At 69.8% G+C, this 22,429-nt stretch carries 22 protein-coding genes; 11 read left to right on the top strand and 11 right to left on the bottom strand.

Translation table 11 applies throughout. The annotated features are described in order from the left end of the window. The first annotated feature begins 68 nt into the window (after positions 1-68). Positions 69-1,559, top strand: a complete 1,491-nt coding sequence (locus OG574_RS04125; protein ID WP_326771895.1) for an aldehyde dehydrogenase — start codon at positions 69-71, stop codon at positions 1,557-1,559. Next, complete coding sequence (locus OG574_RS04120; RefSeq protein ID WP_326771894.1) at positions 1,556-2,281, top strand: gamma-glutamyl-gamma-aminobutyrate hydrolase family protein; 726 nt, start codon at positions 1,556-1,558, stop codon at positions 2,279-2,281. The genes OG574_RS04125 and OG574_RS04120 overlap by 4 nt, the downstream gene beginning before the upstream one ends. 18 nt (positions 2,282-2,299) lie before the next feature. On the opposite strand, the gene OG574_RS04115 is transcribed toward OG574_RS04120, so the two are convergent. The 6 genes from OG574_RS04115 to OG574_RS04090 all read right to left on the bottom strand — a co-directional run bounded on the left by OG574_RS04115 (position 2,300) and on the right by OG574_RS04090 (position 6,997). Then, positions 2,300-2,872, bottom strand: coding sequence for a MarR family winged helix-turn-helix transcriptional regulator (locus tag OG574_RS04115; protein WP_326771893.1), 573 nt, complete (start codon positions 2,870-2,872; stop codon positions 2,300-2,302). A gap of 125 nt (positions 2,873-2,997) precedes the next feature. Continuing rightward, positions 2,998-3,867, bottom strand: a complete 870-nt coding sequence (locus OG574_RS04110) for a hypothetical protein (protein ID WP_326771892.1) — start codon at positions 3,865-3,867, stop codon at positions 2,998-3,000. Further along, the gene (locus OG574_RS04105; protein ID WP_326771891.1) at positions 3,864-4,595 is read right to left on the bottom strand and encodes a 2OG-Fe(II) oxygenase; all 732 of its coding nucleotides are present in this window, start codon (positions 4,593-4,595) and stop codon (positions 3,864-3,866) included. The genes OG574_RS04110 and OG574_RS04105 overlap by 4 nt, the downstream gene beginning before the upstream one ends. Positions 4,596-4,693: 98 nt before the next feature. Continuing rightward, a complete protein-coding gene (locus OG574_RS04100) occupies positions 4,694-5,200 on the bottom strand; it encodes a methylated-DNA--[protein]-cysteine S-methyltransferase (RefSeq protein ID WP_326771890.1) in 507 nt (168 codons plus the stop codon). 150 nt (positions 5,201-5,350) lie between these two features. After that, positions 5,351-6,148 carry a 2OG-Fe(II) oxygenase gene (locus tag OG574_RS04095; RefSeq protein ID WP_326771889.1) on the bottom strand — a complete coding sequence of 266 codons (798 nt, stop codon included), beginning with the start codon at positions 6,146-6,148 and terminating at the stop codon, positions 5,351-5,353. A gap of 195 nt (positions 6,149-6,343) precedes the next feature. Continuing rightward, positions 6,344-6,997 (bottom strand): maleylpyruvate isomerase N-terminal domain-containing protein, encoded by a 654-nt coding sequence (locus OG574_RS04090; RefSeq protein ID WP_326771888.1) that lies wholly within the window; start codon positions 6,995-6,997, stop codon positions 6,344-6,346. Between the two features lie 518 nt (positions 6,998-7,515). Between OG574_RS04090 and OG574_RS04085 the strand changes: the two genes are divergently transcribed. Beyond that, on the top strand, positions 7,516-8,427 hold the full coding sequence (locus OG574_RS04085) for a serine hydrolase (RefSeq protein ID WP_326771887.1): 912 nt from the start codon (positions 7,516-7,518) through the stop codon (positions 8,425-8,427). A 46-nt stretch (positions 8,428-8,473) separates the two neighbouring features. Here the strand turns inward: OG574_RS04085 and OG574_RS04080 are convergent, their stop codons facing one another. Next, positions 8,474-8,824 (bottom strand): hypothetical protein, encoded by a 351-nt coding sequence (locus OG574_RS04080; protein WP_326771886.1) that lies wholly within the window; start codon positions 8,822-8,824, stop codon positions 8,474-8,476. A 303-nt stretch (positions 8,825-9,127) separates the two neighbouring features. On the opposite strand from OG574_RS04080, the gene OG574_RS04075 reads away from it, so the two are divergent. Together OG574_RS04075 and OG574_RS04070 are read left to right on the top strand one after the other, a co-directional pair. Beyond that, positions 9,128-9,604 (top strand): carboxymuconolactone decarboxylase family protein, encoded by a 477-nt coding sequence (locus tag OG574_RS04075; RefSeq protein WP_100593462.1) that lies wholly within the window; start codon positions 9,128-9,130, stop codon positions 9,602-9,604. 107 nt (positions 9,605-9,711) lie between these two features. Continuing rightward, positions 9,712-10,515: a VOC family protein gene (locus tag OG574_RS04070; RefSeq protein ID WP_326771885.1), complete on the top strand. Its 804-nt coding sequence runs from the start codon at positions 9,712-9,714 to the stop codon at positions 10,513-10,515. A 17-nt stretch (positions 10,516-10,532) separates the two neighbouring features. Here OG574_RS04070 and OG574_RS04065 read toward each other — a convergent pair whose 3' ends face one another. Beyond that, complete coding sequence (locus tag OG574_RS04065) at positions 10,533-11,465, bottom strand: NADP-dependent oxidoreductase (RefSeq protein WP_326778358.1); 933 nt, start codon at positions 11,463-11,465, stop codon at positions 10,533-10,535. A gap of 126 nt (positions 11,466-11,591) precedes the next feature. On the opposite strand from OG574_RS04065, the gene OG574_RS04060 reads away from it, so the two are divergent. Next, positions 11,592-12,596, top strand: a complete 1,005-nt coding sequence (locus OG574_RS04060; RefSeq protein ID WP_326771884.1) for a GlxA family transcriptional regulator — start codon at positions 11,592-11,594, stop codon at positions 12,594-12,596. A gap of 232 nt (positions 12,597-12,828) precedes the next feature. Here OG574_RS04060 and OG574_RS04055 read toward each other — a convergent pair whose 3' ends face one another. From OG574_RS04055 to OG574_RS04045, 3 genes are all read right to left on the bottom strand, one after another. Beyond that, positions 12,829-13,587: a dienelactone hydrolase family protein gene (locus OG574_RS04055; protein ID WP_326771883.1), complete on the bottom strand. Its 759-nt coding sequence runs from the start codon at positions 13,585-13,587 to the stop codon at positions 12,829-12,831. Positions 13,588-13,600: 13 nt separating this feature from the next. Continuing rightward, entirely contained in the window at positions 13,601-14,617 is a 1,017-nt protein-coding gene (locus OG574_RS04050) for a hypothetical protein (RefSeq protein ID WP_326771882.1), read from the bottom strand. A gap of 65 nt (positions 14,618-14,682) precedes the next feature. Further along, the gene (locus OG574_RS04045) at positions 14,683-16,149 is read right to left on the bottom strand and encodes a chlorohydrolase family protein (RefSeq protein WP_326771881.1); all 1,467 of its coding nucleotides are present in this window, start codon (positions 16,147-16,149) and stop codon (positions 14,683-14,685) included. Between the two features lie 349 nt (positions 16,150-16,498). On the opposite strand from OG574_RS04045, the gene OG574_RS04040 reads away from it, so the two are divergent. The 5 genes from OG574_RS04040 to OG574_RS04020 all read left to right on the top strand — a co-directional run bounded on the left by OG574_RS04040 (position 16,499) and on the right by OG574_RS04020 (position 22,386). Beyond that, a complete protein-coding gene (locus OG574_RS04040) occupies positions 16,499-17,506 on the top strand; it encodes an ABC transporter permease (protein ID WP_398376926.1) in 1,008 nt (335 codons plus the stop codon). Positions 17,507-17,589: 83 nt separating this feature from the next. Then, positions 17,590-19,308 carry an ABC transporter substrate-binding protein gene (locus tag OG574_RS04035; protein ID WP_326771879.1) on the top strand — a complete coding sequence of 573 codons (1,719 nt, stop codon included), beginning with the start codon at positions 17,590-17,592 and terminating at the stop codon, positions 19,306-19,308. Between the two features lie 62 nt (positions 19,309-19,370). After that, positions 19,371-20,372 (top strand): ABC transporter permease, encoded by a 1,002-nt coding sequence (locus tag OG574_RS04030; protein WP_326771878.1) that lies wholly within the window; start codon positions 19,371-19,373, stop codon positions 20,370-20,372. Then, on the top strand, positions 20,372-21,385 hold the full coding sequence (locus OG574_RS04025) for an ABC transporter ATP-binding protein (RefSeq protein ID WP_326771877.1): 1,014 nt from the start codon (positions 20,372-20,374) through the stop codon (positions 21,383-21,385). Before OG574_RS04030 ends, OG574_RS04025 begins: the two co-directional genes overlap by 1 nt. Continuing rightward, positions 21,382-22,386 (top strand): ABC transporter ATP-binding protein, encoded by a 1,005-nt coding sequence (locus OG574_RS04020; RefSeq protein ID WP_326771876.1) that lies wholly within the window; start codon positions 21,382-21,384, stop codon positions 22,384-22,386. Before OG574_RS04025 ends, OG574_RS04020 begins: the two co-directional genes overlap by 4 nt. Positions 22,387-22,429: the final 43 nt, after the last annotated feature.

The raw sequence follows: 22,429 nt of genomic DNA, 5'->3' as shown, positions 1-22,429 counted from the left end.
GCGCACCCCGACAAGCGGGCGCGATTTCCTTTGACCTCAAACACATTCAGTGAGCCGGAGGCCACACCATGCTGGAACTCACCCACGACGAGTGGCTGAGCCGCGCCAAGGAGCTGGACCTGTCCGGCTTCCACCACATCGACGGCTCCGACGAACCGGGCGGCGGCGCAACCTACGCGGCCGTGTCACCCCGTGACGGACAGGTTCTCGCGCAGGTCGCGGACGGTGGCGCGGCCGAGGTCGACGCCGCGGTGGCCGCCGCACGCCGCGCCTTCGACGCCGGCCCGTGGCCCCGCCTCGCCCCCGCCGACCGCGGCCGCGCACTGCTCCGCCTCGCCGACCTCCTGGAGGAACGGCGCGACCGCCTCGCCCTCACCGTGAGCCTGGAGATGGGCAAACCCATCACGGACGCGTACGACATCGAATTGCGTGCCGCCGTCAACACCTTCCGCTTTTACGGGCAGTTGGCCGACAAGCTCACCGACGAGTCCCCGCACACCGCGCCCGACGCGCTCGCCCTCGTCACCCGCGAGCCGGCCGGAGTCGTCGGCGCGGTCGTCCCGTGGAACTTTCCTCTGACCATTGCCTCCTGGAAGGTCGCCCCGGCGCTCGCGGCCGGCTGTACCGTCGTCCTCAAGCCGTCCGAGAACTCGCCCCTGTCGGCGCTGCAACTGGGGCGGCTGGCCACCGAGGCGGGCCTGCCCCCCGGCGTCCTGAACGTCGTCACCGGCGACGGCCCCACCGCCGGGCGTGCCATCGGACTGCACCCGGACGTCGACGTCCTCGCCTTCACGGGGTCGACGGCCGTCGGACGGCACTTCCTGCACTACGCCGCGGACTCCAACCTCAAGCGGGTCTGGCTCGAACTGGGCGGCAAGTCGCCCAACATCATCCTGCCCGACGCCCCCGACCTGGAGAAGGCGGCCGCGACCGCCGCCTGGGGCATCTTCTTCAACCAGGGCGAGATGTGCACCGCCCCCTCCCGTCTCCTCGTCCACGCCTCCGTCGCCGAACGTGTCACCGAGGCGATCGTGCGACGGGCCGGCGAACTGCGTGTCGGCGACCCCCTCGACCCCGCCACCGAGATGGGCGCCCTGGTCGGCGAGGCCCACCTCGGCCGCGTACTCGACCACATCGACACGGGCACGAGCGAGGGCGCCAGGCTGCGCACCGGCGGCACCCGCACCCTGGCCGACACCGGCGGCAGCTTCCTGCAGCCCACCGTCTTCGACGAGGTGAACCCGGGGATGCGGCTCGCCCGGGAGGAGATCTTCGGCCCCGTCCTGTCGGTGCTCACCTTCCACGATCTCGACGAGGCCGTCGCGCTGGCCAACGCCACCGAGTACGGGCTCGCCGCCGGACTGTGGACCTCCGACCTGTCCACCGCTCACCAGGTCTCCCGCGCTCTCAAGGCCGGAACGGTGTGGGTCAACTGCTACGAGGAGGGCGATCTCACCGTGCCCTTCGGCGGCATGAAGCAATCGGGCAACGGCCGGGACAAGTCCGCCCACGCGCTCGAGAAGTACACCGAACTCAAGACCACCTGGATCCAGCTGTGACGGCCCGGCCCCTCATCGCCGTACCGGCCCGCTTCGCCACCTCCACCTCAGCACTTCGATACGCCGCAGAGGTCAACGCCCGCGCCTTGATCGAGGCGGTCTGGAACGCCGGCGGGGAACCGGTCACTGTCCATCCGCACGCACCGGGCGGCACCGCCGACCCCGGCGAGGTGGCCGCCCGGCTGGCCCGCTTCGACGGCCTGCTCCTGCCCGGCGGCGGCGACATCGCACCGCACCGCTACGGAGTCGCCGCGGCACACGCCAGCGTCTACGACGTCGACGACACCCAGGACGCCTTCGACCTCGAACTCGCCCGCCAGGCCCTCGACGCCGCGATACCGCTACTGGCGATCTGCCGGGGACTCCAGGTGGTCAACACCGCTCTCGGCGGCACGCTGCACCAGGACATGGGCGGTCCCGAACGCGAGCACCGGCACATCGTGCACCCGGTGGCGATCGAGCGCCTCTCGCTTCTCGAACAGGCCACCGGGACCGAGAAGGTGGACGCGTCCTGCTACCACCACCAGCGGGTGGACCGGCTCGGCTCCGGACTCAGTGTCACCGCCCGCGCCGTCGATGGAACGGTGGAGGCGCTCGAACTCCCGGAAGCGCGCGGCTGGTTCACTGCCGTGCAGTGGCATCCGGAGGACACGGCACACGAGGACGGCGCACAGCAGGGCATCTTCGATGCCCTGGTCCGGGCCGCGCGCGCTCACGACTGACACCTCCCTTGGCGCCGGTCAGGCCTTGGGGCGGCGCCCGCTGCGGCGGGGGGCGGGCTCGGCGCCGTCCAGAAGGTCGAGCCGGCGCTCCTCGCCGTGCTCCTCGACCTGGAGCACCACCCTGCGCAGCCCGTCCGCGATGCTGCGGCACTCCTCGTCGCTGAGCTGCCCGGCGACGAAGGCCTCTTCCTCGTTGAACTTCGGGAACACCCGTCGCATCAGCTCCTCGCCCTCGTCCGTGAGGCTGAGCAGCACGAGCCTGCCGTCGTTCGGGTGCCCGGCACGCCGGACCAGGCCCCGCGCCTCGAGCGTGCGGGAGACCCCGGTGAGCGTGCCTTTGGAGATACCGGCCTCCTCAGCCACATGGCGGGTCTCCGACTCGCCCCAGACCCAGATCACCCAGAGCACCACGAATGCGGTCCAGGTGAGGTCGGACTCGCGCAGGACCGAGTTCTCCAGGTGCTGACGGACGGCCGAGGCGGCACGGTAGATGTTGGCAACCACCGCCATCTGTTCATGGCGGACCGGCATTCCACCGAGCTTCGCCTCCGCCAGCTTCTCGGCTTCGGTGATGGATCGTTGGCCTGGCACGAGCACACTCCTTCGGCGCCACCGCGGCGCGTTCCGGGCAGGGTATCGTTCGGGGCCAAATTGTACGAAGTGCCGCGCATTCCGTCGCGCGGAGAGGTGTTGCCGGTCTGGTCATGAGGTCCCGGTCATGAGGTCGAGTCGGCGGGGTCGTACGTGGTTACCCAGCCGCGGCGGATCTCCCATGTGCCCCCGTCGGCGGTCGCTCCGCGCAGGCCGTGCAGGGTGTCCGGGCCGGTGAGTGCCGGCACGCGGGAGTCGTTGAGGGAGGCGAACGCGTAGGTGCGGGACGGGTCCCAGTCGGTGGAGTGGCGCAGGCGGCGGGCCAGTTGGGCGAAGCCGAGCGGGGCCGCGGCCACCACCCATGCGTCGGGGAGTCCGGCAGTGAGCCGGGTGGCCGGCCGCAGCCAGGAGGCCGCGTTCTCGGGCCAGTTGACCGTCGTGAGCACCTTGCCGCCCCGCGCGGCCCAGGCGGTGGCGAACGCGCCGGCGGCCTGGCGGGACGCCTCGTCACGGCTGTGTCCCACGGTGACGGTCTCGATCCGGGACCTGGGGAGCGTCAACAGGCGTATGAGTGCGGCGAGTTCGGCCTCCGTGTGCGGCGAGGGGCGGGGCAGGTCGCCGTGCGCGGCCAGGTCCGCAGGGCTGATCAGGGGTGAGCGGGACGATTCCCGGTCGGAGAGGTTGTTCATGGCGTGGTGCGTGCTCTCTCGGTCGGCTCTCCAGCGGGCGTACTCCTCGGGCAGGCAGACCGCGCACGGCCGGAATCCGGCCGCGACGGCGGTGGCCTCGTCCGGGAAGAACACCCGGTGCTTCACGTAGTGGCCCCGGGAGATGGCCCGCAGCGCGGACGGGCAGCCCAGACGCCCGTAGAGGCGCCCGCGGCGGTGCCCGCCGAGCGTTCCCGGGGTCGTGCTCAGGTAGGGCGTGCCGCTCCGGCCGAGCAGTGTGTATGTGCGCTCATGCTCGTACGGGGCGGGCGGGCCGTCTCGGTTCATGCCGCGTCGTGGAAGACGAGCCCGAGGGTGTGCCGCTGCCCGGTGCGCACGGTACTCACGCCGTGCCGCATGGGGGCGTTGGACCAGCCGCGCTTCGAGGCGACGGGCCGGTCGCGGGTGGTGAAGATCAGCCCGTGGCCCTGGAGCAGGGTGGTGGACGATCCCCTCGACTGTGCGCGGGCGCGCTGTTCGGTCATCAGGAACTCGCCACCGGTGAAGTCGGTTCCCGGTGCGTCGAGGCCGACGACGACCTGGAGCGGGAAGAGCATGTCGCCGAACACGTCGCGGTGCAGCGCATTCCAGTCACCGGGCCCGTACCGCAGCAGAATCTGCGCCGAGCGGTCCTGCCCGGCCGTGTGGCACATCTCGATCCACTCGTCGAGTGAGTCGGGCCAGGGCGCGGGTCTGCCGAGCTTCTCGGCCCAGTCCCGGGCGATGGGCAGCAGCCGCGGATAGAACGCCTCCCGCAACTCGCGTACGACGTCCGGCAGTACATGTGTGAAGTAGCGGTACTGCCCGGAGCCGAAACGATGGCGGGCCATGTCGACGGTGGTGCGGAAGCGTTCGGCGTCGTCGTAGAGGTCCGCGATCCGACGGCACTCTTCGGGTGTGAGGAGCCGGCCCGTCGGGGCGTTTCCGTAGGTGTTGAGCTCGTCGGCCAGGGCGCCCCACTCCTCGTGAGCGACGCGGTCCGCGACCGGGCCTGTCAGGCGGGTGGTGTCCAGCATGGTGAGGATCCTCGGGTCGAAGGTGTCCCCCCGGCTCCGTCGACGTGCGTGTCCTCGGAGCCGGGGGAGCCGTAGGGGCGGCGTTCAGGGACCTGCGTTCATGCGGTCTGCCGCAGGCCCTCCAGGTCCAGAAGCTGCCGCTTGCGCTCAAGTCCACCCGCGTATCCGGTGAGGGTGCCGTTGGCGCCGATCACACGGTGGCAGGGGCGTACGACGAGCAGCGGGTTCGCGCCGATCGCCGTACCCACGGCGCGGACGGCGGCCTTCGAGGCGCCGATGCGCGCGGCGACGTCGCCGTAGGTCAGGGTGCTGCCGTAGGGGATGGCTTCCAGCGCCTTCCACACCCGCTGCTGGAACTCCGAGCCGCTGCCGGTGTACTCGATGTCGAAGTGCGTGAGCCTGCCGTCGAAGTAGGCGCGCAGTTGCGCGGTGATCTCGGTGAACGCGTCCGCGTCCTCGGCCCAGTCGTCCTTGACGACGGCGCCGTTCTTCTGGCCCGGTACGGTCAGCGCGGCAAGTGCGGTGCCGCCCTTTGCGGTGGCCGACTCCTCGCCCACGAGCAGCAGTTCACCCAGCGGGCTGTCGAGCGTCGTGTAGACGGTCATGGGTCTGTTCCTTCCAGATCTCCTCGTAAGGTGATGTCCTACTGCCAACTCTGCGCCTTATATACCGCTATGCCTGGCGGGATTCGGACATTGCCCTGACGGGGGTCGGTGCCTTGTCGTGAGGGGTAGCGGCGGGCTGGGCGCGGACGGTCAGCGGGCGTTGTGGAAGATGAGGCCGAGGGCGTTGCGGTGTCCGGACTCGACGGCGTTCGTGCCGTGCCGCATGGGGTGCCGGCGGAAGCCGTTCTTGCCGCGGACCGGGCGGTGCCGGACCGGGAAGATCATTCCCTGGCCGAGCTGCGGCTTGACCACCATGGCGCGGGACTGGAAGCGCGGGCGCTGCTCGACGAACACGTTCTCGCCGCCCGTGAAGTCCTCGCCGGGCTGATTGAGCATGACGGCGATCTGCAGCGGGAAGACGATGTCGCCGTAGATGTCCTGGTGAAGGCAGGCGTAGTCGCCCTGGCCGTACTGGAGGATCAGCGGGGTCGGCCGCTTCTGCCCGTTGTCCGCGCACTCGTCGATCAGCTCGTCCAGCGTGCCGGGGAAGGTCCGCTCGCCGAGCTGAGGCGCCCACTGGTTGGCCATCCACGCCATCGGCGGGTAGAGCCGCTCGCGGAGGGTCTGGACGAGCGGTACGTCGGTGGGGTCGGCGTAGTACTTGTAGGTGCCCCGGCCGAACTGGTATCGCTGCATGACCACGGTGGACCGGAACAGGGCGGGTTCCCCGAACGTGTCGATGATCTCCTGGCACTGTGTGCGGGACAGGAGAGGTGGGGTGACGGCGACGCCCGCATCGTTCAACTGGCCATACAGATCAGCCCAGTTGAGTTCGCCGAGTGCCGGGACGGTTGGGTCGTACGGGATGCGGGGTGGCGCGCCGGCGGCCGGTGCGTGGTCGCTGAAGAGTGTGTCCGGGGCGGGGGTGCGCTGGTGCGGCTGGTTCAAGTCTGGGGTCTCTCGCGCGGCGGAACGGGGCGGGGTGGGGCGGGCTCGAGGTCCTGCCCCTAGGGGTGCGGCCGCAGGCCGGCGCCTTCGGCCCTACCGATATTTGCTGCCCGCGTGAGCCGACGCTGGCGGGATTCGGACGTCGCCCTGCCGCGACGTCATGTCGCTCGCGCCCGCCCCGTGGACAGAGCCCGCTCAGCCGATGACGAGCGGGAGCCTCTCGGCGAAGTCGCCCAGCGCGGCCTTCTCCTCGTCGGTCGGTGTGCGACGTCCGGTGCCGACCAGGAGCGCGTCCGTGTCGGAGAACGAGGCGGGGAACGGGGTCCCGGAGATCTTCTCCAGCGTCGCGCGAACCGCCGCGAGGGCCTCGGCGGGAGGCTGCGCGGCCGACGGCAGGTGGGCGATCAGGTCGAGGTGATGCAAGGTCCATTCGAGGACGTACGCGGACAGGAAGTCGCCGACGGTCAGCACCTCGTCGCGGGTGCTGACGCGGGCGGCGGGATCGGCGAGCTGGGCGGCGCGGCCCGCCGCGGACCCGACGTCGTCGAGGTGGAACTTGAGCCACCTCGGCTCGCCGTAAGCGGCGGCCAGCCGGGGGATCAGCGCGTCGAGCGGGTCCTCGCCGGTCGGGGGTTCGACGATGCCCCAGTAGGTGACGGCGTCCACGGTCGGTTCGGATTCCGCCGGCGTGACCAGGGTGATCAGGACGTCCTGGGCGCCGATGACCAGGTGGCACACGAGGTCCCGCACAAGCCAGCCCGTACAGCCGGAGGGCCGCTCGTAGTCCTCGTCCGGGACTTCGGCGACGGCGGTGCGCAATGCCGTCCAGGAACGTGAGAAGAGATCCACCGCTGCACGGTAATGCGGGCCGGGAAGGGCGGACAAGAGTATTCGGGCGGGTGGGGCGTGTCGTCTTCGTGCGGGTGGTGCGTGTGCGGCCTGCTCAACCGCCTATGCGAGTACGGCCTGTTCGACCACCCACGGGACGCGCTCTGTTCGGCCCCCCTGCACCTCCCTGTGGCGATTGCCGCCCCGGTGGTCAATTCATCCATGAACAACATCACACGCAGCTAAAACGCCTATAGCGGACATACCGACTCATCTTTCGCCCGGCCGCCGCCCCGTCCCTGTAGCGTCGCCGTCATTCGGGATCCGGGTCGTTCATCCGACCGCCGGCCGCCCGGCGGGCGCGCGACGAAGCGCTGCTCACCGAGTGTGACGGACGGACTATGCGCACCGGTCGGCGCGAAGCCCTGGTGTGGGGCATCGGCCGCAACCCCGACCTCGTCGCAGGACGTGGACCTCGCCGCTGACGGGTCAGCACCGCTGCCGATGCGACCGCAGACACAGAGCAGGACGGAACCTCCATGCAGGGAACGCACATGCCGCTGCCGCGGCGCGCAAAGCAGGGACTCGCCGCGGCCCTGGCCGCCGGCTCGGCGCTCACCGCCTTCGCGGCCGCCGCCCCTGCTCAGGCGGGCGCGGCGGCTGGTACGAGCAGTGCCGCCACGAGCGTCGGAGGCTCCCCGGTGAGGTGCACCTCGCACCGGCCCGGACTGGCGGACCGACTGGAGCGCGACATAGCCGCATCGCTCCACGGGCACGGCAAGGCCTCGGCGCTCGCGCTCTACGACCGGACCACGGACACGTCGTGCGCGTTCCGGGCCGACACGGCCTTCGACTCGGCGAGCGTGGTCAAGGTCACGATTCTTGGAGCCCTGCTGCGCCAGGTCGCCGACGAGAACCGTCACCTGACCTCACGCGAGGTCGACCTGACCACCGCCATGATCACCAAGTCGGACAACGCCGCCACGAACGCCCTCTGGCACCAGATCGGCCATGACGGCATCCAGCACTTCCTGAACCTGGCCGGAATGCGGGACACCGTGCCCGGCCCGAAGGGCGCGTGGGGTCGCACCCAGATCACGGCGGGCGACCAGGTGAAGCTGCTCCGCTTGCTGACCTCGGAGACCAACGTTCTCGGCGCGCGTTCCCGGAGCTACGCCCTGCGGCTCATGAACCGTGTCGTCCCGGATCAGCGCTGGGGAACACCGGCCGGCGCGCCCGGGACGGCGACCGTTCACGTCAAGAACGGCTGGCTGCCGCGTTCGACCAACGGCTGGCGCGTGCACAGCGTCGGCGTGTTCACAGGCGGCGGTCACGACTACGGGATGGCCGTGCTCTCCCACGACAACCGCACCATGGAGAACGGCGTCGCGACCGTCGAGCGTGCGGCCCGCGTCATCAACCGCGACCTGAACCTGCCGAAGGCTTCCTAGCTGCGTCCGGCACCCGTCCCACCCGCCACTCTCGGGCAGGCCGGACTCACAGCCGGCGTTGTGCCGCCTCGACACTGTCGCCGCCGTTCGTGTTGAACGCGATCGCGGCGTGGGGCGCATGGATGCGGATCAGGTTCATGATCTCTTCGAGGAGCGGAAGCAGCTGCTCGGTCTTGCGGATCCCACCGCCGACGACCACCACGTCCCACGGGCGCTCCGTCAGCGCCGCCACGAGGACGGACTCGGCGGAATCGTCGAACACGACCAGCGCCATGGCCGCATCGATGCCGTGCTCGCCGAACCGGTCCAACTCCTCGTCAAGACCCTTGCGAAGGGCTCCCGCATCGACGCCGGGAATCGCCTCCGGGTCATAACCAACAACAAGTGCAGAGGGCATAGGGCCAAGCTACCGGGATCCGGCCGAGCGCGGTCTGCCGGACGGCACTTGGTATCCGCTGACGAACGGCGGAGCCCGGCATCACTCTCTCCCGCTCGTTCCCTCTCCGTGGTCAGCGCTCCCGTCGTGCGATACCTGGGCCGGACGTGCAGACTGCCTATCGGGACGCCGAGGGCGGGGCTCTCACCGCCGGCGCCCGGGCCTGGAAGGCCTGTGTGGCGCGCGTCACATCCAGACTCGTCACATCGTGCCGAGCCGCTCCGTCAGAGGGATGTAACCACCGGCACGAACTAGGAGCTCGCCATGGAAGAAGCCCGCCTGAACCTCTTCGCCAACCACGTCGGGGCCAAGGTCCTGAAGCACATCAACTCGGGCGCCAAGGTGGTGACGGACTCGACGCTTCCGGCTGCCACGCAGGAGCTGGTGAAGATCCGCGCCAGCCAGATCAACGGCTGCAGCTTCTGCACCGACATGCACACCAAGGACGCCACGGCGGCCGGGGAGGACCAGACGCGCCTCAACATGGTCGCGGCGTGGCGCGAGGCGAAGGTGTTCAACGATGCCGAGCGCGCCGCCTTGGAGCTGACCGAGCAGGGCACCCGTATCGCCGACGCGGGTGGCGGCGTCTCCGACGAGGCCTGGGCGAACGCGGCCAAGTACTACGACGAGGACCAGCTCACCGCGCTGGTGTCCCTCATCGCCCTGATCAACGCCTACAACCGCGTGAACGTCCTCGTTCAGCAGCCCGCCGGCGACTACCAGCCCGGCCAGTTCGGGTAGCCGGCACCGCCCGCGACCTGCGGAGACCGTGCGCCGAACGGCGATTGTCAGTGCGGGCTGCCATGCTGCGTTGCATCGGGATTCGTCAGTACACGAAAGGCCTGATCATGCTTTCGACGACGTACGTACCGGGCGCGCCGAACTGGCTCGACCTCGGTGTGCCGGATGTGGACGCGGCCGCTGCGTTCTACGGCGGTGTGTTCGGCTGGACCTTCCGGTCGGCGGGGCCGGAAGGGGGCGGCTACGGGTTCTTCCAGCTCGACGGCAAGGACGTGGCCGCCGCCGGTCCGCTGACCGAGGAGGGTGCCTCCCCTTCCTGGACGGTCTACTTCAACACCCCCGACGCGGACGGTGTCGCCAAGGCGGTGGAGGCGGCCGGAGGCACGGTCCGCGTTCCCCCGGGTGATGTCTTCACCTCGGGGCGGATGGCCGCCTTCACCGATCCGGCCGGTGCACAGTTCGCGGTCTGGCAGCCCGGTGACGTCCAGGGTCTCGAAACGGTCATGCAGCCCAACGCCCTGTGCTGGACCGAGCTCTACGCGACCGACGCCGGCGCGGCCAAGGACTTCTACCGCCAGGTGTTCTCCTGGCTGTACCAGGACATGCCGACGGGCGGGGCCGGCCCCGAGTACACGGTCGTCGCCCCGGCCGGCTCCGCGGACGTGGGCGAGGCGGGCCACGGCGGCATCCTGCAGCTCCAGCAGGAGAACCTCGACGCCGGGTCCGGCGCCGAGTGGCACCCGTACTTCGGCGTCGAGGACTGCGACGCGACCTACGCTGCCGCCACCGAGCGCGGTGCCACGACGCTCTTCCCGCCCATGGACGTGCCGGGCGTCGGCCGCCTGGCCATGGTGAAGGACCCGTTCGGTGCCACCTTCGCCCTCATCAAGGGCGACCCGTCCATGGGCTGACGGACGAGCGGACGCGATCAGCGCACGACGAGGACCAGCTTGCCGGTCGTGCGGCCGGTGTCGCCCAGCTCGTGTGCCTTGGCGGCCTCGGCGAGCGGGAAGGTGTCGGCGATCGTCGCGCGGAGCTTGCCCGTGGCGATCAGGTCGGCGATCGCGTTCATTCCGGCGTGATCGGCCTCCACGAGCATCTCCACGGCCCGCACGCCGACCCGCTCGGCCTCCTCGGCCAGCTCCGTGGTGCCGGTCGGCAGGATGGAGACCAGCAGACCGCCCGGGCGCAGCGTGGGCAGGGACCTGGTGCGGTAGTCGTCGCCGATGGTGTCCAGGACGACGTCCACGTCGCGGACCGCCTCGCTGAAGTCGGTCGTCCGGTAGTCGATCAGTTCGTCGGCGCCCAGACCGCGCACGAAGTCGTGCTTGGCCGCGCTGGCCGTGGCGATCACGTACGCGCCGCGCGCCTTGGCGATCTGCACGGCGAGATGGCCGACGCCGCCGGCCGCAGCGTGGATCAGGACGCGCTGCCCCGGCTGCACCTGGGCGGTGTCGACCAGGGCCTGCCAGGCGGTCAGAGCGGCGAGCGGAATGGCGCCCGCCTGCACGTGGTCGACCTCGGACGGCTTGAGCGCGAACGCGCGGGCGGGCGCGGTGACGTACTCGGCGTGCGAACCCACGCCGTGCGGGTAGGGCAGCATGCCGAACACCTCGTCGCCCGGCTTGAACAGGGTCACCCCGAGACCCGTCTCCTCGACGACGCCGGACACGTCCCAGCCCAGGACGAACGGCGGTTGGCCGAGGAAGATGCCGTGCGCCCGGTGCTTCCAGTCGGTCGGGTTGACGCCTGCGGCATGGACCCTGACAAGGATCTCGCTCAGTCCCGGTGCCGGGCGTTCGCGCTCGACCTCCTTCAGTACCTCGGGGCCGCCGAGGGTGTCCTGGCTGATGGCCCGCATGGTGGGGGCGGCGGGCGTGACGGGCGTGGTGGGTGCGGTGTTCTCTGAAGTGCTCACGGCTCCAGCGTGCCGTGGCCGACCGCCCGAGAAAATGGCATGACTGCCACCATTCGATAGGATCGTGCCATGAGTGGTGGCAGCGGTGGCAGTGGCAGTGGTGTCGGTGACGCCAGGCGCGTCAGTGGCGTGCACAGGGTCGTGGTGCTGGCGCTCGACGGGGTGCACCCGTTCGAGCTGGGCATTCCGCGGCGGATCTTCGGCGCCGCGGACGGCCGGTACGAGATCCGCACCTGCAGCGTCGACGGTGGTCCCGTGCGCACGGACGCCGATTTCCTGATCACCGTCGAGCACGGCCCCGAAGCGCTGGCCGAGGCTGACACCGTGGTGATCCCGCCGGTCGACGAGTGCCCGCCCAACGGGTCCGTGCTCCCGGGCCCGGTGGCCGCCGCTCTCGCGCACATCCCGCCCGGCACCCGCGTCGTGTCGATCTGCACCGGCGCCTTCGTCCTCGCGGCGGCCGGTCTGCTCGACGGCCGTCGCGCCACCACGCACTGGGCCCTGGCCGACAGTTTCCGGCTCTTTTTCCCGCAGGTGAGGCTCGACCCCGATGTGCTCTTCGTCGAAGACGGCGACATCCTCACCTCGGCCGGTGCCGGAGCGGGCGTTGACGTCTGCCTCCACGTCGTACGGCAGGACTTCGGCGCCGAGGTGGCCAACCAGGTGGCGCGGAGGTGTGTGGTGCCGCCCTGGCGCGAAGGGGGCCAGGCGCAGTACATCGAGCAGCCCGTTCCCGAGGCGTCCGTCGCCGGTACGGCAGCCACCAGGCAGTGGGCACTCGACCACCTCGACCTGCCGCTGACGCTGGCCGAACTCGCGGACCATGCGCAGATGAGCCTGCGTACGTTCGCCCGGCGGTTCCGGGACGAGTCCGGGATGAGCCCGGGTCGGTGGCTCACCCAGCAGCGGGTTGCGAGGGCGCGTCACCTGCTGGAGTCCAGCGATCTGCCGGTGGACCGGATCGCCGGCGAAGTGGGCTTCGCGACGGCCGCGTCACTGCGGCAGCATCTGCACGCCGCGATCGGCGTCTCGCCGCTGGCATACCGGCGCACGTTCCAGGCGGCGACGCGCTAGGTGAGCGGGACGGTCGCGTGACCTGCGGCGAACCATCGCACGAGGGCCTGGATCGGGGGCAGCTCGAAGGCCTGGAGGTGGCAGCACGAACGCTGCGCGGTTGGCCGCTCAGGCCTCCTACGCTTCCCAGGCTTCCTACGCTTCCCAGGCTTCCTACGCTTCCCGGGCCTCCCACGCTTCCGAGCGGGGCAGTCTCGCGGGAGGCGATCGGACCCAGCTGCTCGACGCAGAATCAGAGGTTGCGGCCCAGCAGGTCGAGGAGAGCGACCCAGTGCCGTTCCGCGGCCTCGGTGTCGAAGCGGTTGGTGTCCGCCATGGTGAAGCCGTGGTGGGCGCCCGTAAAGACATCGGAGCGGTGGCGGACGCCCGCCGCGGAGAGCGCCTTGTCGAGGCGTTCGATCTGCTCGGGTGGCATGGACGGGTCCTGGTCGGCGTGACCGAAGTAGAGCTCCGCGGTGATCCGGCCGGCGAGGAGGTGGGGGCTCGTGGGGTCGTCGGTGGCCAGCCCCGCGCCGTGGAAGCCGGCCGCCGCCGCGACCCTCTCGGGATGGCTGCCCGCGGTGAGCAGGGCCAGGCGGGCGCCCAGGCAGTAACCGGTGACGCCGACGGGCCCGGCGGCGGCCGCGGGGCAGTCGGCCAGCCAGGACAGGTACGCGGCGGAGTCGCCTGCCACCGCGTCCGCGGTCAAGTCGCCCATGAGGGGGACGATCTGCTCGAACAGCGCCGGTCGCTCGGCGTCGCTGATGAAGTCGGGCAGCGTCACGACCGGCGCCCGGCCGTGACGGTAGAACACGTTGGGGACGAGTACGGTGTAGCCGGCCGCGGCGAGCCGGTCGGCCATCGCCCGGAGATGAGGGCGCAGCCCGAAGGCATCCATGTAGAGCAGGACGGCCGGGTGGGCGGCGTCGTCGTCGGGGTGAGCGAGATAGGCGTCGGCGGTGCCGTCCCCGGTGGGAATCTCGACAGTGGTGCTGCGTGTGGCGGTGGTCATGACGTGCAGTCTCTCAGGGAGCGCCGTGGGGGATGTCCCTGAGGCCGAGTCGGTACCAGTCGTTGCCCGAAAGGACGTGCAAGTCCGGGCCGCGGCCGATGACTTGTGTGTACTTCGGCAGGGGATCACCGTTCGGCAGCACGATCCGGTACTCGGCTGTGACGCGGAGCTCGTCACTGTCGAGGGTGCCCACGGACAGCCGGTCGTGGTGCGGTCCGTAGCCGCCGAGCAGGGCGACGCGTGAGTCCTCGACGGCGAGGGCCGTGGCTCCGGCCACGCTGTTGTGCCAGGACGTGACCACGCCGTCGCGTATGCGGACGATCGGGAAGTCCGTGTAGTAGCAGGCCCAGGCGGCGTCACCGTCGATGTTGAGTGCGTAGCAGTCGCTGATCGCTCCCCACGGCTCGGATGTGTGCGACGGGAAGTGCCACTGCGTCTCAAGGTCGGAGGAGAAGCGGGTCAGGCCGTACTGGCCCATGGGCGCCGGTGTGCCCGGGTTGCCCCACCCGAGGTTGCCGTAGACCCCTTCGTCGAAGTAGCCGACCCAGATGTCGCCGGTGTGCGTGGTGAAGATGTGCGAGATTCCGTCTCCGAGGGTGGCTTCGGCGACCACGCGGCCGTCGGCGTCGTAGACGATCGCGTTACGGTCAGCGCCTTCCGGCCGCCACCTGGCTCGGGCGCCGACGACAAGCACCCGCGCCCCAGGCAGTGGCTGAACGGTGACGTGCGCGAGCTCCAGGCCGGGCAGTTCAACGGAGGCCGTGAGGTGCGGCGCGTGCACCGTCACGCGGGCGTCGACGGCTTTCGTCGCGCGCGGTTCGGGGAACGTCGCGCCCCCGGGGCTGGTCGTAGTGGCCGAGAGTCCGGCGACGTCGCGCGGCTTCGACCACAAAGCGATCACCTGCCCGTCCGGACCGACGGACGCCGCCACCTGCTCCTCACCGTCTTCGCCCGCGATGACGGCGTGATGCCGGAGCTCCAGCGTGGGCAGCGTCAGCACGGCCGCCCGGCTCTCCTTGTCTTCGTTCATCCCCACACCCCACCAGGGGGCGGAGCACCGCGCCAGCGATTATCGAGGGGGAGGGGCCAAGGTCCCTACCTCCGCGGAAACACCGGCGGGAAGAGCTGGTCCACCGGGCGACGCCGATGGTCCCGCTCCGGATACGCCGCCCGCATCAGGTCGAAGAGCTCCTGCCCGGCGCGCCTCAGTGCGGGAAGGTCGACGCCGGGGATCGCGCCGTCGCGCATCACCACCTTGCCCGCGACCATCGTCAGGACCGCGTCGCGGGCGGTGCCGTTGAGCACGAGGGTGCGCAGCGGATCCTCGGTGACGCCCATGCGGAAGTCGTCGAGGGCGAAGGCCGCGAGGTCGGCGGTGGCCCCCGCGGACAGGCGGCCGAGGTCAGGCCGGTGCAGCGCTGTCGCGCCACCGGTCCAGAGCGCTTCGAAGTAGCCGGCGAGATGGCCCTGGCCCAGGTCGCCGGCCTGGATCTTGGCGACCTGGGTGCCCACGTCGATCCCCCGGATCAGGTCCGGCGGGAAGGAGTCCGTACCGAGGCACAGGTTCACCCCCTGCGCCCGGTACCCGGCGAACGTATGCAGGTTGTGGGCGTACCGGGCGTTGGTCAGCGGGCAGTGCACGATCGACACACCTGCGTCGGCGAGCACCGCGACATCTCCGGTGTCGGCACCGAGCACTTCCGGGTGCACGTCAAGCACCACTCCGTGCGGAACGATCAGCCGGTCCGACAACAGCCCTGATTCGGCGATGAGTTGAAGCGGCGTACGCCCGTAGGTGTGCTGGATGAAGTCGCGCTCTGACACGCCTTGCAGGGCGTGCAGGCGTACCAGCGCTCCGCGTTGGTGTGCGGCCCGGGCGACGTCGCGCAGGAGGTCCGGGGTGAGCGTCTCGATCCGGCAGGGGAGCAGGACCCCGGTCACCAGCGGGTCCGCGAGCTGTGTGGTGTGGTCCAGGAAGCGCAGCGCGTCGGCCAGGCCGCGCCGGCCCGCCTTCTCGTCGAACTGCACGGTGCGCTTGCCGTCCGCGCCGATCACGTTGACCCCGGACCGGAACGACGGCCCGAGGAAGGCACGCAGACCCAGCTTCGTGGACACCTCGGCCATCGCCACGAAGTCCTCGTACGTCTCGGCCCAGTCGCTGTGCACCTCGGAGGCGATCGGCATGTAGCTGGTGACGCCGTGCAGGGCGAGCTGGGTCAGCGCGTACTCGCGCACCGTGCGCCGCTGCGCCGCGTCGAACACCGCACGGGGCGAGGCGAAGTACTCCGTAGACCAGGTGAAGCCCGAGGACAGATCCGGGGACGCCCAGGAGTCCAGGATCAGGTGGTCGATGTCGGTGAGAGCGTCGAGGTCGATGAGGCCGGGGGTGATCACCGCGTCACCGAGGTCGATGTGTTCGTCGGCCTCGCGGCGCGCCAGTTCGGCGCGCGCACCCACGTCGAGGACGGTGTCGCCGTCGATCAGCACGGCACCGTCCGGGACCTCCACGTGCGAGCGTCCGTCGTGGGCTATCACCCAGGAAGCGGTCACCAAGGTTCTCATCGACATCCCTTTCAGATTTGGTACACCAAGTAGGCGGATCGGCCGCCGAAATCCCGGGGTGCAAAGGGCTGCGCCGCACCATCGGACAGGTCGCCGGCACCGGGCTCGCACCGCTCTCCGCATGACCATAACCCGCCGATGACAAGGGAAGTAAGGCCGATTTGTGGGCTGCGCAACGGTGCTGCACCGGATGTCACATCACCCTGGTGGAAACCACGATTCTTGGTATACCGTTCCGGCCACCCACACCCCTGAGCACCGAAGGATCGACGTGCCGGATCCGCATGAGTCGCCGAGTCGGACGCGCCGCGTCAGCGCGCCGGAGCCCTCCGAAGGGCAGGTGGCCACCCTGCCTTCACCGGAGTCCGAGGCCGCACCGACCGAGCGCGAGCCCACCGCCGAGATCGCCACCGCGCGATCGCTGCTCGGCACGGCATGGCTTCGCATTCGGCGCAGCCGGATCGCCGTCGCCGCGCTGATCGTGGTGGCCCTGATGGTGCTGTTCGCCATCCTGGCCCCGGTGCTGGTGGCCATCGAGGGCTCCGACCCGTTCAGCGCCAGGACCGGGCCCGAATTCCTGGACGACTTCGACACACCGGGCCTGCCGCTGTCGTACTACCGCTTCCCGTCCGGGGAGCACTGGCTCGGTCTCGAACCAGGGCTCGGGCGCGACATCTTCGCCCGCATGGCCTACGGCGCGAGGATCTCCCTCACCATCGCGCTGCTGTCGACCGTGGTGTCGGTGGTCCTCGGCACCGTGCTCGGCGCGGCCGCCGGATACTTCGGCGGCAAGGTCGACATGGTGATCAGCCGCGTGATGGACCTGTTCCTGGCCTTCCCGCACCTGCTGCTCGTCCTGTCGCTGACCCCGATCCTCCAGTCCCGGCTGCGGGGCACCTCCCTCGACTCGGGCAGCCTGGTGCCGATCGCCTCACTGGTGATCATCCTCGGCTTCTTCGGCTGGGCGTACCTGGCGAGAGTCGTGCGTGGCCAGGTGCTCTCGATCCGGCAGCAGGAGTTCGTCGAGGCCGCCCAGGCCTACGGTGCCTCCCACCGGAGCATCATCTTCCGGCAGATCATCCCGAACGTCATGGGGGTCGTGCTGGTCTACGCGACCATGATGATCCCCACCAACATCACCGCGGAAGCGGCCCTGTCGTTCCTCGGCGTCGGGGTCAAGGACCCCACGCCCTCCTGGGGCCAGATGCTCAACGCGGCCCAGTCGGGGAACTGGTACCTCTCCGACCCGTGGTTCCTGGCCGTCCCGGCCGGCGCACTGGTGATCACCGTGCTCGCCTTCAACCTGCTCGGCGACGCGGTCCGGGACGCCCTCGACCCGAAGTCGTCCCGAAGCTGATCCACCCACCTCTGATCCACCGTGGTGCACCTCGGGTCGCCCCCTGACGTGCGCCATCCCTTTCCCGTCCGCAAGGAGACGCAGTGAATCGAAGCACCAAGGCGGCGCTCGCCCTGACGGTGAGTGCCGGGCTGGCCCTCACCGCCTGCGGTGGCCCCAAGCCCACCCCCGGTGACCGGGCCGGCGCCAAGGCGGACGCCTACGCGCCGGTGACCGTCGGCAAGGGGTACACCGCCAAGGGCGGGAACATCAACGTCCTGATGTCCTCGGACTTCCAGACCCTGGACCCCGGCAACAGCAACTACGTACAGACCGCCAACGTCGGCCAGCTGTACTACCGCACGCTGACCATGGCCAAGGAGACCGCCGGCCGGCCGCCGACCATCGTGCCGGACCTGGCCACCGACCTGGGCAAGCCCTCCGCCGACGGCCTCACCTGGACCTACACCCTCAAGAAGGGGCTGAAGTTCGAGGACGGCACGCCGATCACCAGCAAGGCCATCAAGTACGGCGTCGAGCGCACCTACGCCCGCGACGTCTACACCCAGGCACCGCAGGAGCTGAACTCGGCCCTGGCCGACGACGGCTACAAGGGCCCGTACGCCGGCGGCGACTTCAAGGCGATCGACACCCCCGACGACCACACCGTCGTCTTCCACCTCAAGCAGCCGTTCGCGGAGTTCCCCGCGCTGGTGTCACGGTCGAACACGGCGCCGGTGCCGAAGGCCGAGGACACCAAGCTCGACTACACCAACCACCCGGTCTCCTCGGGCCCGTACAAGATCAAGTCGTACGACCGCGGGCGTTCGATGAAGCTGGTCCGCAACGACCAGTGGGACCCGGCCACCGACCCCAACAGACCTGCCCTGCCTGACACGTTCACCTTCTCGCTGTCCACGGCCCAGGCCACCATCAGCCAGCAGCTGCTCGCCGACTCGGACCCGACGGCGATCACGCTGGACAGCAACGGCGGACTCCAGGCGTCCGACGCGGCCAAGCTCAACGACCCCAAGGTCAAGAAGCGCACCGCGGCCGGTCTGCTGGGCTGCACGGACGTGCTCAACTTCAACACCGAGACCATCAAGGACCCCGACGTCCGCAAGGCGATGGCACTCTCCATCGACCGCGGCTCCATCCAGGTCCAGTACGGCGGCGCACGCTTCGGCAAGGTGGCCCAGTCGTACATCAACCCGGCCCAGCGCGGTTACGTCGCCCAGCACACCGACCTGGACCCCGCGGGCAAGCCGAAGCTCGACGAGGCCAAGAAGCTCCTGAAGGGAAAGAAGGTCCCCAAGAAGCTGGTCTACGGCTACGCGGACACCAACGCCCGCTACAAGAACGTCGGCACCGTGCTCCAGCAGAACCTCAAGAAGCTCGGCATCGACCTGCAACTGCGCCCGATCCCGGCCGCCAACTACTACACCGTGCTGGCCGGTGACCAGATGCCCGACATCGCCCGCAGCGGCTGGTGCGGCGGCGCCGACAGCGGTTCGGTGCGCACCACCGTAGACCCGAACGTGGGGCCGAGCCTGGACGGCAAGACCTACGGCTTCTCCAACATCCCGCGCTTCCACGACCCGAAGATCGCCCGCGACATGTACAAGCTCCGCGGCACCAACGGGACCAGCGAAGAGCTGGGCAAGAAGTGGGCCACCCTCTTCGACCGGACCATGCAGGCCTACCCGCTCGTCCCGCTGGTGCGCAGCTACACCAGCAGCGTGGTCGGCTCCAAGGTCCGAGGCGCCCAGATGGGGTACTTCTTCGGCGCCATAGACCTGTCGATCGTCGGCGCCGAGCACTGACGCGCGCAGCACAAGAGAGGTAATCGAACGGTGAGTTCATCCCGAGCCGGCAGGTCGCACCCATGACCAGTTTCCTGATGCGGCGCTTCGTCGCGATGATCGTGCTCCTGTTTGTCATCAGCTTCGTGACGTTCAGTCTGTTCCAGCTCGGCCCGGCGGACCCGGCCGCGGCGGCCTGCGGTCAGGAGTGCACACCGCAGCGCATCGCCGAGGCCCGGGTCGCGCTCGGGATGGACAAGCCCTTCCTCACCCAGTACTTCACGTACATGTCGGGGCTGGTGAGCAGCCACACGGTCGGCGCACCCGGCGCCGAGACCCTGTGCAACTGGCCGTGCCTGGGCAAGTCGTTCCAGACCAACGAGGACGTCACCACGATCATCGGCCGGGCCCTGCCGTACACACTGTCGGTGGCCAGCGGTGCGATCGTGCTGTGGACCATCGCCGGTGTGGGCCTCGGCCTGCTCGCGGCGCTCCGCAAGGGCCGGTTCGCCGACAAGCTGATCGTCGGCGGCGCCTCCGTCGGCGTCTCGCTGCCCATTCCGGTGACCGGCCTGTTGCTGCTGCTCCTGTTCGTCAGCACGCTGGACCTGCTGCCGTTCACCACCAACGAGATCGCCACGCCGTTCGACGCGGCGGGTCCCGGTGGCTGGTTCTTGAACTACCTGTTGCCCTGGGTGGCGCTGGCCGTTCTGTTCAGCGCGCAGTACATCCGGGTCACCCGCAGCAACATGCTGGAGACCTTCGGCGAGGACTTCATGCGTACCGCCCGCGCAAAGGGACTGTCCCGGCGCAGCATCGTGTTCAAGCACGGCGCGCGGGCCGGCATCACTCCGGTCGTCACCATGCTCGGCCTCGACATCGGCGGGCTGCTCGGCGGCGCCGTACTCACCGAGCAGATCTTCTCGGTGCCCGGCGTCGGCTTCACCGCGGTGCACGCCGCGCAGGCCGGCGACCTGCCGGTCACCATGGCCATCACCATGATGGCCGCGTTCTTCATCATTGTCGCCAACGTCCTGGTCGACATCGCCTACGCGGTGATCGACCCGCGAGTGAGGGTCGCCTGATGACCACGCCCGAAGCCGCGCCCATGCTGGCAATCCGCGATCTACGGGTGTCCTTCCCGACCGACGACGGCGTCGTGCACGCCGTCAACGGGATGGACCTGACCCTGGCGCGTGGGGAAACCGTAGGAATCGTCGGCGAATCCGGCTCCGGCAAGACCGTCACGTCCCAGGCGCTCATGGGCCTGCTCAAGGACACCACGGCCGCCGTCACCGGACAGATCCTCCTCGACGGACAGGACCTCAACACCCTCACCGAGACGCAGATGCGCGCCTACCGCGGCAAGAAGATCGCGATGATCTTCCAGGACCCGCTGTCGGCCATGCACCCCTTCTACCCCGTCGGCGCCCAGATCGCCGAGGCCTACCGGGTGCACAACAACGTGTCCAAGAAGGCCGCGGCACAGGTCGCCGTCGACATGCTCGGCCGCGTCGGGATCCCCGACCCGAAACGCCGCTACTCGGCCTACCCGCACGAGTTCTCCGGCGGTATGCGGCAGCGCGCGATGATCGCCATGGCCCTTGTCTGCGAACCCGAGCTGCTGATCGCCGACGAACCCACCACGGCCCTCGACGTCACCGTGCAGGCCCAGATCCTCGACCTGCTGAACGAGTTGCAGGACGAGACCGGGACCTCCGTCATCCTGGTGACCCACGACCTCGGCGTGGTCGCCGAGGTGTGTCACCAGGTCGTGGTGATGTACGGCGGTGAGTGCGTGGAGCAGGCGACCGTCGCGAACCTCTTCAAGGACCCGCGACACCCGTACACCCAGGGACTGCTGGCCTCGATGCCGTCGCTGGCGCAGCGGTCCGAGCGGCTCAACCCCATCCCGGGCTTCCCGCCCTCACTGTTGGCGCTGCCCGACGGCTGCCTCTTCGCCGACCGCTGCCCGAAGACACACCTGGTGCCCGACGACGCCTGCGGTACGCGCCGCCCGACACTGACCGGCATCGACGGGCACCCCTCGCGGTGCCACCTCGAGACGCTGCAACCGACCGGAGAGGTGGCCCGATGACGCCGCTGCTGGAGGTCACCGACCTGACCAAGCACTTCCCGATCCGCTCCCGCGCCTTCAGGCCCGGCGGCGGCGCGATCAAAGCCGTGGACGGCGTCAGCTTCTCCGTCGACGCCGGACAGACCCTCGGCCTGGTGGGGGAGTCAGGCTGCGGCAAGTCGACCACCGGCCGACTGCTCATGCGACTCCTCGAGCCGACGTCCGGGAGCATCCGGCTCGACGGCCGGGAGATCGCCGAGCTACGCCGGTCGGAACTGCAGGAATACCGGCGCCGGGTGCAGATGGTGTTCCAGAACCCCTCGTCCTCTCTCAACCCCCGCCAGTCCGTGGGCAGCGCGATCGCCGCACCGCTCCTCGCCCAGCGGATCACGCCGGCCGGCGGCGTCAAGGCCAAGGTGCGGGACCTGATGGACCGGGTGGGCCTGCGCCCCGACCACTACAACCGCTTCCCGCACGAGTTCTCGGGCGGCCAGAAGCAGCGCGTGGGCATCGCCCGGGCGCTCGCCCTGGACCCGCAGCTCATCATCTGCGACGAACCCGTGTCCGCCCTGGACGTCTCGGTACAGGCGCAGGTCATCAACCTCCTCGAGGACATCCAGCGGGACACCGGGGTGGCCTACCTCTTCATCGCCCACGATCTGTCCGTGGTCCAGCACTTCGCCGACCGCATCGCGGTGATGTACCTCGGCAAGATCATGGAATACGGAGACACCTCAAGGGTCTTCGGCGCTCCGGAACACCCGTATACGCGGGCGCTGCTGTCCGCAGTACCGCAGCCCGACCCGGCGGCGGACCGGAGCGGGCGGATCCGGCTGAAGGGCGATCTGCCCAGCCCGGCCGACCCTCCGCGGGGCTGTGTGTTCCAGTCCAGGTGCCCCGTGCATACGCAACTGGATCCGGAACGTCGCCAGTTGTGCACGGAGAGCGTGCCGAGCGGAGACATCGCCTGCCACCACACCGACGTCACCGCCGAGACACTGGCCACGACGACGTCCCGGTAGCCCGGCCCCTGTCCACACGCACAGCAGTACCGCCAGCAGCACA

This window comes from Streptomyces sp. NBC_01445 (assembly GCF_035918235.1).
GTDB lineage: Bacteria > Actinomycetota > Actinomycetes > Streptomycetales > Streptomycetaceae > Streptomyces.
Note: the sequence above shows the minus strand (reverse complement) of the source record. Positions and strands in the feature narration are given on the sequence as shown.

What these genes read in the sequence shown, in the direction of transcription:
- OG574_RS04125 (WP_326771895.1), top strand. Translation starts at nt 69, where the DNA reads ATGCTGGAACTCACCCACGACGAGTGGCTGAGCCGCGCCAAGGAGCTG.
- OG574_RS04110 (WP_326771892.1), bottom strand. Translation starts at nt 3,867, where the DNA reads ATGAACCGAGACGGCCCGCCCGCCCCGTACGAGCATGAGCGCACATAC.
- OG574_RS04105 (WP_326771891.1), bottom strand. Translation starts at nt 4,595, where the DNA reads ATGCTGGACACCACCCGCCTGACAGGCCCGGTCGCGGACCGCGTCGCT.
- OG574_RS04100 (WP_326771890.1), bottom strand. Translation starts at nt 5,200, where the DNA reads ATGACCGTCTACACGACGCTCGACAGCCCGCTGGGTGAACTGCTGCTC.
- OG574_RS04085 (WP_326771887.1), top strand. Translation starts at nt 7,516, where the DNA reads ATGCAGGGAACGCACATGCCGCTGCCGCGGCGCGCAAAGCAGGGACTC.
- OG574_RS04080 (WP_326771886.1), bottom strand. Translation starts at nt 8,824, where the DNA reads ATGCCCTCTGCACTTGTTGTTGGTTATGACCCGGAGGCGATTCCCGGC.
- OG574_RS04075 (WP_100593462.1), top strand. Translation starts at nt 9,128, where the DNA reads ATGGAAGAAGCCCGCCTGAACCTCTTCGCCAACCACGTCGGGGCCAAG.
- OG574_RS04070 (WP_326771885.1), top strand. Translation starts at nt 9,712, where the DNA reads ATGCTTTCGACGACGTACGTACCGGGCGCGCCGAACTGGCTCGACCTC.
- OG574_RS04065 (WP_326778358.1), bottom strand. Translation starts at nt 11,465, where the DNA reads ATGCGGGCCATCAGCCAGGACACCCTCGGCGGCCCCGAGGTACTGAAG.
- OG574_RS04060 (WP_326771884.1), top strand. Translation starts at nt 11,592, where the DNA reads ATGAGTGGTGGCAGCGGTGGCAGTGGCAGTGGTGTCGGTGACGCCAGG.
- OG574_RS04055 (WP_326771883.1), bottom strand. Translation starts at nt 13,587, where the DNA reads ATGACCACCGCCACACGCAGCACCACTGTCGAGATTCCCACCGGGGAC.
- OG574_RS04050 (WP_326771882.1), bottom strand. Translation starts at nt 14,617, where the DNA reads ATGAACGAAGACAAGGAGAGCCGGGCGGCCGTGCTGACGCTGCCCACG.
- OG574_RS04045 (WP_326771881.1), bottom strand. Translation starts at nt 16,149, where the DNA reads ATGAGAACCTTGGTGACCGCTTCCTGGGTGATAGCCCACGACGGACGC.
- OG574_RS04030 (WP_326771878.1), top strand. Translation starts at nt 19,371, where the DNA reads ATGACCAGTTTCCTGATGCGGCGCTTCGTCGCGATGATCGTGCTCCTG.
- OG574_RS04025 (WP_326771877.1), top strand. Translation starts at nt 20,372, where the DNA reads ATGACCACGCCCGAAGCCGCGCCCATGCTGGCAATCCGCGATCTACGG.
- OG574_RS04020 (WP_326771876.1), top strand. Translation starts at nt 21,382, where the DNA reads ATGACGCCGCTGCTGGAGGTCACCGACCTGACCAAGCACTTCCCGATC.